Source organism: Nonomuraea deserti, from assembly GCF_004348685.1.
GTDB lineage: Bacteria > Actinomycetota > Actinomycetes > Streptosporangiales > Streptosporangiaceae > Nonomuraea > Nonomuraea deserti.
Genome location: NZ_SMKO01000009.1, coordinates 107,252 through 119,023, shown reverse-complemented (window position 1 = coordinate 119,023; position 11,772 = coordinate 107,252). Strand labels below are relative to the sequence as shown.

Genomic DNA, 11,772 nt, shown 5'->3' with positions numbered 1-11,772 from the left:
CCCTCACCCGTCCCCACCCCCGCGACCACGCACGCCGTACGCTGCGAGCCCGAGCCCGGGGTGGCGGAGGTCACCGGCGAGCCGTGGCCCCAGCAGCGGCTGCGGTTCGAGCGGGTGTGGCGGCTGACCAGGGGCGAAGGCGTGACGGTGGCCGTGGTCGACAGCGGCGTGGACGCCACGCACCCGCAGTTGTCCGGCGTGGTCGTCCGGCAGGAGGACCTCACCGGCACCGACAAGCGTGACTGCGTCGGCCACGGCACCGCCGTCGCCGGGATCATCGCCGGACGCGACCTCACCTCGCGCGGCGTGCCCGTGATGGGGGTCGCGCCGGACGCCAGGATCCTGTCGATCAAACAGACCGAGGGGCGCTCCGGCGACGTGTCGCGGCTGGCCAGGGGCATCAGGCGGGCCGCCGACCTCGGCGCGGACGTGATCAACGTGTCCGTGCAGGCCCAGGACCATCCGGCCCTGAAGTCGGCCGTGACGTACGCGCACGACAAGGACGCGGTGATCGTGGCGGCGGCGGGCAACGTCAAGCAGGACGACGGCGCGGTCGCGGCCGCGTACCCGGCGGAGTATCCCGGCGTGATCGCGGTCGGCTCGGCCTCGCCCGACGGCGCGAAGTCCGAGTTCTCCAACGGCGTCACCCGCATCTCGGTCACCGCCCCGGGAGCCGGGATCACCAGCGCCTGGACCGGCGGCGGCTACCGTACGGGACTGGACGGCACCAGCTTCGCCGCCCCCTTCGTGTCCGGCGTGGTCGCGCTGGTCAGAGCCAGGCACCCGGAGCTCGACCACTGGCAGATCAAGCGCAGGCTGGAGCGCACCGCCGAGGGCGGGGGCATGGCGGGCACCGGAGCCGGCCTCGTCAACCCGCTGCTCGCGGTCACCTCGGTGATCCCCGCCACCGAGGAGAAGGCCGCCGCCCCGCCGATCGTGCTGGCCAGGGCGCCGGTGCCGGACGCGCGGAAGCAGGCCATCGCCGTCGTCATCGCCGCGGGCGCGGTCGGCGCCACCGCGCTGGTGGTCTTCGTGGCGTTGATGCTGCCCAGGGCCCGTCGCAGGGGCTGGCGTGCGGGGAACGTGCGGGGGACCCCACGGGCGACACAGTGACACTTACAGGAAAGTTGAAAGGGTGGCCCGCCTCGTTCCGGCCCACTTACGTTGATCGGAAAGTACGGGAACCCGGTCGAATTCCGGGCCACGAGACCGAGAGGTGCACGTGCCACAGCCCACACGTTATGAGGCGGGCAGCCAGCACAGCGCCGCAGAGCGCGCGCTGATCGCCCACCAGAACATCACGCAGATCCACAACCGCCTCACCCAGATCCCGGCGACGCTCGGCGCCGCGTGGCAGGGCCAGTCAGCCACCGTCTACGCGCAGGTGCTGAACGAGTGGAACCCGCAGTTCAAGAGGGTCATCGACGCGCTGCACACGATCGCGGAGAACCTGAAGGGCTCGGGCATCCAGTACGACGAGGCGAACACCAACGCGAGCGACGTCGCCGCACGGCTCAAGGCCGCGCTGAGCGCCGGCCAAGTCTGACGAACGGAGATTCACCATGAACGGTGGCGGAGAGATCATCCTCGCGAACTTCGACGAGATGGATGAGATCGCCACGGAGCTCGGCCGGGCCTACGCGAACCTGACAGGCGAGCTGGCCGACCTGGAGAGCGACCTGAAAATCCTGGAGACCTGGGACGGCGCCGCCAAGGACGTCTACCTGGCGGCCAAGAACGAGTGGAACAACGCGGTGGTGGCCATGGGCGACACCATGCAGCGTTTCGGCCCGGCGCTGCACGACGCGACGCAGATCATGCGGGACGCCGAGCACACCAACGTGCGCCGCTGGGGCACCTGAGCCGCGGTGGACGAGCCGCTCATCGACCCGGCCACCGCGGGCGACACCGTGAGGTGCCGGCCGGAGGCGCTCCTCGACGTGGCAGGCAAGCTGAACAGGGAACTGCTGCCCCGGCTGGAGGCAGCCAGGTTCCAGATGCCCGACCTCCCTCCGGCCGCCCCGGGCACCTGGGACATCGCCCAGGGGTACGTCGGAACGGTGCTCCGGGCCAGGCTGTCCATCTGTGACACGCTCGGCTTCGTCATGGAGCAGGTCCAGAGAATCGTCGACGACCTGGCGGCGACCGCCGGCACCGTGCTGGACGCCGACCAGCGAGCCGGCGCGTCGCCACGTAAGGGATAGAGGAAACGCGTTGCCGGAACCGAAGCCGATCAAGAGCGGCAGCCTCCAGGGCGGGAACCCCGACGGGTACGGCGGGCGCGAGGAGATCCGGCGGATGGTCATGGGGACCAGGCCGGAGGAGTTCGGGCCCGTCGCGGACGCCTACAGGTCGGCGTCCGAGCTGCTGACCACCACTATCACGACCCTGGGCGACAGCGCGGCCCGCCTGGTGGGCGACGGCGCCTGGGGCGGGGAGTCGGCCGGGGCCATGCTCACGCGCATGAAGCGCCTTCAGACCTACCTTCAGGCGCTGCGGGACGGCGTGGACGCCGTGCCGCCCTCGCTCGAGATGGTCAGCCGCGAGCTGGCCTCGGCGAAGGAGCGTTTCGACCAGGCCACGGAGCAGCGCATGTACTGGGTGGAGGCCAGCGGTATGGGAGCGGGGCAGTCGATGCCGGCCAACGATCCCAACGCCGACGCGCGGAAGTTCATGACGGAATTGAACGGCGTCTACCACGAGGCGTACGAGGCCATGCCGGACCGGCTGCCCTGGGACGCGGAGCTGGCGTCGCCCGCGCCGTACATGCCGCCGCCCGAGCAGATCGCGACGCCGCTGGGCAGCGGCCACGGGACCCCTCCGTACGACGGCACGGCTCCGGCCGCCGCCGACCTGGCCGCGACGCCGGGCTCTTCGACCGCGCCCGCCGGTTCGCCGCCGGGAGCCCTCGCCGGCGGGCCGGGGCCGGGCAACACGGGCGGCGGGCCTCCTGCGGGCACCGCGGGCGGGCCGCCGACGGGGACCGCGGGCACGCCGCAGCCCGTTGCCCCCTCGACGATGACCGGGCTGACCGGGCTGACCGGGCTCGCCCCCGCGGCAGCGCGCCCGCCCGCGCCAGGTACGCCCCCGGCCGGGGTTCCCGTGACCGGCCCGCCCGCCACGACCCCCGTGCCCTCGCTCAGGCGCGACGGCGGGCCGTACCCGTCCACGGGTCACGATCCGTCCGCCGCCAGTGAGCCGGGCCGGACCAGGAGCGTCGCGGCCGAGACCGGCCCCTCCGTGCGGCCGGGCGCCGTGCCCGTCGTGGGCGCCTCCCCGTCCCCGACCGTGACGCCCGTGGGCGCGCGGGAGCCGGGCACGACGGCGACCGGCGGCGTGCCGTTCCTGCCCATGGGCGGAGCGGTCCCGCAGGACGCGCGCTCGGGTCGGCGCTCGCTCACGCCGAAGAGCGACGGTGACTTCTTCCGGCCCGAGATCGACTGCGGCCCTCCGGTGGTGGGGTGAGCTCATGAACCGGGATTCGGTCAGAGCACAGGCGGAGTCGATCCGCGAGATGGGCCGGAACATGGCCGCGGCGCCCATGGGGGAACTGGAGGCCATGAGCAGGGCCATCGGTCAGGTCGAGCTCACGTCCGGCGCGTACGGCGCCTTCGGGCTGCTCGGCGGGTCGCTCGGGCAGGCGCTGGACGAGGTCAAGGCGGCCGCGCTGAAGTATCTGATGGACAAGCGCGACCAGGTGGCCGACATCCACGACAGGGCGTACAGCACGGCCAACGGCTACGTGGACGGCGACGCGAGCGCCGCCGGGCTGGCCGCGGACATGCCGGCCGACCCGCGAACCCAGTCCCAGACCGGCATCCAAGCGTGAAAGCGAGACCTCGTGCTTGAACAACCGTGGTCGGTGGTCGAGGGTTCGGCCATGGCGGCGACCGGCTCGATGCTCCTCGGCTGGGGCCGCGCCCGCTACGCCACGCTGCTCCTGCCCCTCATGTACGGCGACACCGCCCAGCAGCGGGCGGCGGCCGACGAGTGGGAGCGGCTGGCCTCGGCCCTGGAACGGCACCCCGGCACGGTGGACTCCGCCACGCGCGGCGTCGAGTGGTCCGCCCGCAGCGCCGAGCTCTACAAGGGCACCGTGCTGGCCTACTCCGACGACGTCGCGCAGAAGGCCGCCTCGCCGAGGGCGACGGCCGACACCCTGCGCGTCACCGCCAACGTGTACGACGTCCTGGGCAAGGCCGTCTTCGCCACCGGCGCGAGCATCCTCGCGGCGGGCGTGATGCACAGGGTCGCCGCGGCGAACCCCTTCACGAGGGCGGCCGCCGAGGTGGCCGCGACCGGGTTCGGCCGCAGGGCGGACCACCAGGCGGGGACGCTCGCGGCGAGGGCGAAGACGCTCGCGGGGAGCGGCAAGGGTGTGCTCGGCAAGGTGGTGCAGAAGCTGGCGCAGATGTCGCCGGTCAAGCAGGCGGTGCTGGGCGGCGCGGTCGCGCTGACCGCCGGGTCGATGGGCCAGTCGGCGGTCGCGGACCGGATCAGCGGCAACCAGCTGGAGAGCTCGCCGCAGGTGCCCGGTTCCGCCGCAAGCGCGGACCTGACCGGGTCTGCGGGAAGCGCGGATCAGACCGGCCCCGCGCAGAGCGCGTGATGACAGGGGAAGGGTGACCGCCTGATGGCTGAGTTCGACGAGGAGGCCATCGACCGGCTGGTGGCCGAGGCCCAGCGGCCCGCCGCCGAGCTGGACGAGCTCTACCGGCAGGTGCTCGACGTCAAGGGCGTCGCCCGCGACCCCGGCAAGCTGGTGACGGTCGAGTGCTCGGTGCAGGGCGTCACGGGGCTCGACATCGACCCGCGCGCCATGCGGTGGGGCTCGCAGCGGTTGTCGCAGACGATCCTGAGCCTGATCGCGGAGGCGCTGGCCGACATGCAGGCCAAGTCGGCCGAGCTGCTCCGCGACGTCCTGGGGGAGGGGCCGCTCGACCTGGCCGCCGGGAACAACCCCGCCGACGTGCGCATGCGGGAGGCGCGGGAGGCGTACGAGTCCGCCATGGACCAGGCGACGGCCGAGCTGGCCCGCATCCAGCGCGACCTCGGCCCCTGAAACCCGCTCCCCTGAAGCCCTTCAGCCCAGGTAGGCGGTCTGGATGAGTTTCTCGCCCGACCGCCGGTCCACGTAGAGGCCGCGTCCCACCGGGAGCTTGCGCGGCCGTACGTTGCCGAACAGCTGACCCTCGTCCCTCGGCCCCGACAGCAGCACGGCCGGCGAGTTCATCTCCTTCAGCCGCCGAACGATCGGGTCGAGCATGCTGCGTCCCGCCCCGCCCATGGACCGGGCCAGCACCAGGTGCAGGCCGATGTCCCTGGCCTGCGGCAGCAGGTCGCCGAGCACGGTGAGCGGGTTGGCGGAGGTGGCCACGAGGTCGTAGTCGTCCACGATCACGTACAGGTCCTGCCCGGTCCACCAGCTGCGCGTCCGCAGTTGTTCCGAGGTGAGGTCGGGCGGCGGCAGGCGCGTCTGCAGCACCTCCTGCACGCCCTGCAGCAGGGTGGCGGCGGCGGTGCTGGAGGCGGCGTAGCCGATGCGGTGCTCGGTGTCGGTGGCGTCGAGCAGCGTGCGACGGTAGTCGATGACGACGAACCGCGCCTGCAGAGGCGTGTGCGTGTCCGCGATGCCGGCGGCGACCAGGCGCAGCAGGTTGGTCTTGCCGGTCTCGGTGTCGCCGAACACGACGAAGTGCGGGTCGGCGTCGAAGTCCAGCGACACGGGCGCCAGGGCGGCCTCGTCGATGCCGATCGGCACGCGGGCCCCTCCTTCGGCCGGGTCACCGGTGCCGCGCGGCAGCGTGTGCGCGGGCAGCAGGGCGGGCAGCAGGCGTACGGGCGGGGCCGGGTGGTCGTGCCAGGCCGCCGCGGCCGCCTCGACGAAGGCGGTCACGCCGTCGGACAGGTCGGCCACGGTGGAACGGCCGTCGATGCGCGGCAGCGCGGCGAGGAAGTGCAGCGCCTCGCGGGTGAGCCCGCGTCCAGGAGCCCCCTCGGGGACGTTGGCCGCCGCCTTGCGGTCGATCTCGCTGTCGAACGTGTCGCCGAGCTTCAGTTCCAGCCGGGTGCCGAGCAGGTCGCGGATGGCCGAACGGAACTCCATCCACCGGTTGGCGGTGCCGACGACGTGGATGCCGAAGCCGAGACCACGGGTGACGAGGTCGCCGACGTCGGGTTCGAGTTGCTCGTACTCCTGGCGCACGATCGCCCAGCCGTCCACGACGAGGAACACGTCCCCCCAGCCGTCGCCCTCGTACGCGCCCGAGGCGACCATCCTGCGGTAGGTGGCCATGGAGTCGATCCCGCGCTCCACGAAGAGCCGCTCGCGGCGGTCGAGCAGCGTCTTCAGCTCGGCCACGGTCCTGCGCACCGCGTCGGCGTCGAGCCGGGTGGCGACGCCGCCGACGTGCGGCAGCCCGGACAACGACGAGAGGGTGCCGCCGCCGAAGTCGAGGCAGTAGAACTGCACCTCCTTGGGGGTGTGCGTGAGCGCGAGCGAGGCGATCAGCGTGCGCAGCAGCGTGCTCTTGCCGGTCTGCGGCGCGCCGACGACGGCGACGTTGCCCCCGGCTCCCGACAGGTCCAGCCAGTACGGGTCGCGCCGCTGGTCGAACGGGCTGTCCACGATGGCGGCCACGGCGTGCAGCCTCCCCGGCCGCTCGCGCGCGACGCCCGCCGCGGTGAGGCCGTGCCCGGGGGTGGCTTCGATGGGCGGCAGCAGGCGGTCGAGCGAGGTGGGCTCCTTGAGCGGCGGCAGCCAGATCCGGTGCGCGGCCGGCCCCTGGCCGGTCAGCCGCCCGACCACGATGTCCAGCAGGCTGTCCTGCTTGGCCTGCTTCTCCCCTTCGTCCTCCCGCGGGGGCGTCTCAGTCACCGGCGGCAGGGGGACGCGCTCGGTGCCGTACCAGATGATCTTCCCGCGGTGGCCCGAGCGCGTCGGCGCCGCCCGGTGGCGCGCCGCGTCCGGCTGGTACGGCCCCGACACGTACGCGGCCTTGAACCGCGTCATGCCCGTGGTCTCGAACATCAGGTAGGCGTTGCCCGGCTCGGGCGGCAGCGAGTACGCGTCCGCCACCCCGAGCACGGCCCGGCTCTCGGCCGCCGAGAAGGTGCGCAGCCCGATCCGGTACGACAGGTGCGTGTCCAGCCCGCGCAGCCGCCCCGACTCCAGCCGCTGCGAGGCCAGCAGCAGGTGCACGCCCAGCGACCGTCCGAGCCGCCCGATCATCACGAACAGCTCGGCGAACTCCGGTTTGGCCGTCAGCAGCTCGCTGAACTCGTCCAGCACGATGAACAGCGTCGGCAGCGGACGCAGGTCGGCGCCCTGCTCGCGGGCCTGCTCGTAGTCGCGCAGCGAGGCGTGGTTGCCGGCCGCGCGCAGCAGCTCCTGGCGGCGCACCATCTCGCCGTGGAGCGCGTCGTGCATGCGGTCGACCAGGGGCAGCTCGTCCTCCAGGTTGGTGATGACGGCCGAGACGTGCGGCAGCGCGTCGAGGCCGAGGAAGGTGGCGCCGCCCTTGAAGTCGACGAGCACGAAGTTCAGCGTCTCGGACGAGTGCGTGATCGCCAGCGCCAGCACCAGCGTGCGCAGCAGTTCCGACTTGCCCGAACCGGTCGCGCCGACCACCAGCCCATGCGGTCCCATGCCGCCCTGCGCGGCCTCCTTGATGTCGAGCTCGACCGGCCGCCCGTCGGCGCCGAGCCCGATCGGGACCCGCAGCCGGTTCCTGACCGGGCGGGCTTGCCAGGTGGACGCGGGCGACAACCGCCGCGCGTCGCCGATCCTGAGCAGGTCGGTGAGGGTCGTGTTCGTGGCGAACACGTCCTGCTGCTCCTCCTTGCCGCCGGAGCCTGCGCGCATAGGCGCGAGCTGCCTGACCAGGGCGGCGAACGCGGGCCGCGCCATCCGGTCGGGCCGGCCGAGCCCCGACCTGAGCTCCTTTCCGAGCTCGTCCTCGACGACCCTGACCACCTCGTCGGGGCCGACGTCGAGGCGCAGGGTGAGCTGCGCGGGCGCCTGCGGGGTCGCCCCGCCGAGGTCGATGACGGTGACGCCCTCGATGACGTCCAGGGCGAGCTGGCTGCCCGCGGGCACCGTGCCGCCGTCGACCACCACGACGTGGTACGGCAGCGCGTCCGGCGCGAGCCCCTTGCTGAACCGGGGCCGGTCCTTCAGCTCGAACGCCAGCAGGGCGTCCAGCTCGCCGAGGTCGCGCACCACCAGCCGTACCGGGCCGGCGCCGTCCTCCTCGGTCGGGTGCAGGGCGTGCGGCAGCCACTTCACCGGCTCCCATTCGGCGGCCCGTTCCCCGCCTGCGCACACCGAGATCCGCAGCTCCTCCGGCGAGTGCAGCGCGGCCGCCTGCGCCAGCGCGGCGCGGACGAGGTCGCGCACGGCCACCGGATCCCCGGTGATCGCGATCCTGGCGAACGAGTGCAGCGCCAGCGCGACCGGCAGCCCCGGAACGGTGGCGTGAGTGCGGACGAAGCGCCGCAGCGCGCCCGCCGTCATCGGGTCGAGGTCCTCGATCGGCTTGGTCTCCGGCGGGATCATCGGCAGCGCCAGCCGCTGCGCCGAGGTGGCGATCCTGATCTGGGCGAAGTCGTCGTCGCGGGGCCGCCGCTCCCACAGCCGGCTGGTCATCACCAGCGACCAGAGGGCGGCAGGGTCGGGATGGTTCCACGACATGGCCCGGTGTTGCTGCGCGGCGGCGCCGCGGACCCGCTTTCTGACCTGTTCGAGGTATCGGTAGTAGTCGCGGCGCTGGCCGTTGAGCTGGTTCTTGCGCTCGCCGGCGTTGCGCATCATCTGGCCCACGGTCATGCCGATCATGGAGACCGCGAACAGGCCGCTGGACACCATCATGATCGGGTTGCCGGTGCCGCCGCCGGTGACCATCAGCGCCATCGCCCCGGCCCCGGCGATCATGGGCAGGTACGTCAGCAACTGTGTCAGCCCGCCGCCGGTCACGGTCTCGGGGATCTCCGGAGGCGACTCCAGCAACACCTCGCCGCCGGGAGGCTCGGGCGGGGTGCGCCGCTCGGGCCTGCGGACCACGATCAGGCTGCCACTCATCAGAGCCATAAAAGCCTCTGACATAGCGTTATATGCGATATTTCAAAATTCCTCGATGTTTTTAGCGCGTCGCGCACGATGGGCAATCCATAAACTCGGCTGGGTGAGTGCCACCGGAACCGACCTGTGCCGGGTCACCGTCGTGACCCCGCGCGGATTCCTGGACGTCGGCCTGCCGCCCGACATGCCGCTGGGCAACCTGCTGCCCACCCTCCTGCGCATCGCGGGGGAGGGGCTCGCGGAGGCGGGCCTGGCCCACGGCGGCTGGGTGCTCCAGCGGCTCGGCGGGCCGCCGTTCGGCCTCGACGCCACGCTGTCCGAGCTGGCCGTGCGCGACGGCGAACTGCTGCACCTGCGCCCGCGCGGGCACGAGCTGCCGGAGGTCGTCTTCGACGACGTGGCCGACGCTGTCGCGACGGGCGTGCTGGAGCGCACCGGCCGCTGGCAGCCGGCCACCACCAGGTCCTACGGCCTGCGCGCCGCCGCCGCCCTGCTCGGCACGGGCGCCGCCGCGCTGCTCGCGACCGGGCCGCCCTGGGCGCCCGCGGCCCTGGTCGCGGGGGTCGTCGCGCTGGTCCTGCTGCTGGTCGCGGCGGCGCTGTCACGGGCGCTCGGCGACGCGCGGTCGGGCGCGGTCATCGGGTACGCGGCCCTGCCGTACGGGTTCGTCGCCGGGCTGCTCGGGCCGGCCACGGACGGCGCCATCCTCCAGCCGGCCAACCTGCTGTCCGCCTGCGGCGTGGTGCTGATGCTGGCCACGGCGACCGGGTTCGCGGTCGCGGAAGGGTTGCCGGCGTTCCTCGGCGTGGCCGCCGCCGCGTTCTGCGGGCTGCTGGCGTCGGGGCTGGTCATGGGCTTCGACCTGGCCGCGGCCGGGGTGGCGGCGGTGCTGGCGGCGCTCGCGGTGGGGCTGACGACGGCGATCCCGTCCCTGTCGTTCCGGCTGGCGGGCATGCCGCTGCCCGCGCTGCCGACGACGGCCGAGGAACTGCGGCGCGAGGGCAGCGACCTCGACGGCGAGCTGGTGATCGACAAGACGGTGGTCGCCGACCGCTTCTGCGGCGGGCTGCTCGGCGGGGTGGCACTCGTCGTGCTCGGCGCCCAGGTGCTGCTCGTCCTCGACGGCGCCTGGGCCGCGACCGCGATGAGCGCGGCGTTGTCGGTGTCGATGCTCATGCGGGCCCGCGTCTTCGAGGGCCGTGGCCAGCGCGTCTGGCTGCTGACCACGGCCATGGCGGGGGTGGTGCTGGCCGCCGCCGGGGCCGTGTCCGGGGCGGCGGACGGGACGGTGCTCTACGGCATCGTCCCCGCGCTGGTGGTGCTGGCCCTGGGCGTGGCGGGCACGGCGTTGTGGCTCACGTCCGGGCGGCCGTCCCCGTTCTGGGGCCGGATGGGCGACATCATGGACATCCTGCTGATGATCGCGCTGATCCCGCTGGCGCTGGCCGTACTGGACCTGTACGAGACCATCCGCGGCCTGGTCGGCTAGTTCCTGTCCCTGACCACGTCGTCCAGGCTCATGTCGCCGCCGGCCGTCCTGACCCGCCAGTCGAAGGACCGCGTGGCGTCCGGCAGGGGCCTGCCCTGCTCGGGCTCGGCGAACGTGCCCGCCCTCGCGGTGTCGACGGCCGCCTCGGTGAAGTCGACCGCCGCGCCGCCGTCCGGCCGCATGAACGCGAGCTGCACGACGGCCGAGCCGCCGATCCCCGCCGCGACGCCGCTCAGCACGTCCTTGAAGCCGAGCGAGCCGAGGAAACGCCCCAGCCGCCCGGTCGACGCGGCCAGCGCCGCGCTCGCCTGCGCGCCCGTTCTGCGCATCGCGATCCTCGCCGCCACCCTGGTCTGCGGGGCCAGCGCGAGCACCTGCAACGCGGCCAGCCGCAGGTACGTCTCCTGCGCAATCTTGAGCGCGGCTCCCCAGTAGACGAGGAAACCGTCGCCGATGCCGTCGACGTGCCCCGCCGCCCACTGCACGTTGGTGCGGAGCACGTCGAGGTGCGTCCGCAGCACGGCGGCCGCGTCGGCGAACGCCTTCTGGTCCTCGGCGATCCACCTCTGCCCCGAGGCGTTGATCAGGCCGGTGAGCACGTTGTTGGCGCCCTTGTCGAGCCGGCCGCCCACGCCCGCCTGGAGGTTGGCGGCGGCCGTCCAGATGGCCGGCACGTTCGCCACGGCCGGGGCGGTGGCCAGCAGGCCGACGAGCACGGACGGCTCCAGCCGCCCCGCCTTGCGCAGGATGTCCTGCACGGCCCTGGGATCGGGCGGGATCTTCGGCAGCGGGCGCAGCGGGGAGCCGTCCCTGGCCCGTCCGGCCACCCTGCGGGTCACGGCCGCCCCACCCGCCGTACGGCGAGGTCCTCGGCCGCGCGCCAGTTGTGCTCGGCGAAGCGCAGGTGCTCGCCCTCCCACGTCCTGACGACGCCGAGCGCCGCGTCGGTGTCACGGACGAACGCGTCGATGAGCGACCGGTAGAGCGCGCCCGCCGTCCACTCGCCCAGCGGCCCCCACCCGGGGAAGTCGAGCGACCTGTTCTCCTCGAGGATCCGGCGGATCTCCGCAAGGAGCGGCAGCAGGTCCTCCCTGAGGTCGCGGCGCACCTCGCCGATCGCGTCGGGAGTGATGTAGCGGGTGTCCTGATTCACGATCATCATTGTGGAACGCGGCCGGGGGAGTGGCCGGGAACGTCATTCACC

At 73.2% G+C, this 11,772-nt stretch carries 12 protein-coding genes; 9 read left to right on the top strand and 3 right to left on the bottom strand.

Going from position 1 to position 11,772, the window contains the following annotated elements; genetic code table 11:
- The 8 genes from mycP to E1292_RS06240 form a co-directional block, all read left to right on the top strand.
- Positions 1-1,113 (top strand): type VII secretion-associated serine protease mycosin (gene mycP / locus E1292_RS06275; protein WP_132592921.1); only part of this gene is annotated, 1,113 nt, incomplete at its 5' end.
- Positions 1,114-1,222: 109 nt separating this feature from the next.
- Positions 1,223-1,546: a WXG100 family type VII secretion target gene (locus E1292_RS06270; RefSeq protein WP_165974412.1), complete on the top strand. Its 324-nt coding sequence runs from the start codon at positions 1,223-1,225 to the stop codon at positions 1,544-1,546.
- A gap of 16 nt (positions 1,547-1,562) precedes the next feature.
- A complete protein-coding gene (locus E1292_RS06265) occupies positions 1,563-1,862 on the top strand; it encodes a WXG100 family type VII secretion target (RefSeq protein WP_132592917.1) in 300 nt (99 codons plus the stop codon).
- A gap of 6 nt (positions 1,863-1,868) precedes the next feature.
- Entirely contained in the window at positions 1,869-2,204 is a 336-nt protein-coding gene (locus E1292_RS06260; RefSeq protein ID WP_132592915.1) for a hypothetical protein, read from the top strand.
- Between the two features lie 10 nt (positions 2,205-2,214).
- Entirely contained in the window at positions 2,215-3,465 is a 1,251-nt protein-coding gene (locus E1292_RS06255; RefSeq protein WP_132592913.1) for a hypothetical protein, read from the top strand.
- A 4-nt stretch (positions 3,466-3,469) separates the two neighbouring features.
- Positions 3,470-3,829, top strand: coding sequence for a hypothetical protein (locus E1292_RS06250; RefSeq protein ID WP_132592911.1), 360 nt, complete (start codon positions 3,470-3,472; stop codon positions 3,827-3,829).
- 12 nt (positions 3,830-3,841) lie between these two features.
- A complete protein-coding gene (locus E1292_RS06245; protein WP_132592909.1) occupies positions 3,842-4,609 on the top strand; it encodes a hypothetical protein in 768 nt (255 codons plus the stop codon).
- A 24-nt stretch (positions 4,610-4,633) separates the two neighbouring features.
- Positions 4,634-5,062 (top strand): YbaB/EbfC family nucleoid-associated protein, encoded by a 429-nt coding sequence (locus tag E1292_RS06240; protein ID WP_132592907.1) that lies wholly within the window; start codon positions 4,634-4,636, stop codon positions 5,060-5,062.
- Positions 5,063-5,083: 21 nt separating this feature from the next.
- On the opposite strand, the gene eccCa is transcribed toward E1292_RS06240, so the two are convergent.
- Positions 5,084-9,079 carry a type VII secretion protein EccCa gene (gene eccCa / locus E1292_RS06235; RefSeq protein WP_132592905.1) on the bottom strand — a complete coding sequence of 1,332 codons (3,996 nt, stop codon included), beginning with the start codon at positions 9,077-9,079 and terminating at the stop codon, positions 5,084-5,086.
- Between the two features lie 103 nt (positions 9,080-9,182).
- On the opposite strand from eccCa, the gene eccD reads away from it, so the two are divergent.
- Positions 9,183-10,568 carry a type VII secretion integral membrane protein EccD gene (eccD, locus tag E1292_RS06230; RefSeq protein WP_165974411.1) on the top strand — a complete coding sequence of 462 codons (1,386 nt, stop codon included), beginning with the start codon at positions 9,183-9,185 and terminating at the stop codon, positions 10,566-10,568.
- On the opposite strand, the gene E1292_RS06225 is transcribed toward eccD, so the two are convergent.
- Together E1292_RS06225 and E1292_RS06220 are read right to left on the bottom strand one after the other, a co-directional pair.
- Positions 10,565-11,407 carry a hypothetical protein gene (locus E1292_RS06225; RefSeq protein ID WP_132592901.1) on the bottom strand — a complete coding sequence of 281 codons (843 nt, stop codon included), beginning with the start codon at positions 11,405-11,407 and terminating at the stop codon, positions 10,565-10,567. The two genes, eccD and E1292_RS06225, sit on opposite strands and share 4 nt — an antisense overlap.
- Entirely contained in the window at positions 11,404-11,721 is a 318-nt protein-coding gene (locus E1292_RS06220; protein ID WP_132592899.1) for a hypothetical protein, read from the bottom strand. The genes E1292_RS06225 and E1292_RS06220 overlap by 4 nt, the downstream gene beginning before the upstream one ends.
- Between the last annotated feature and the right edge of the window lie 51 nt (positions 11,722-11,772).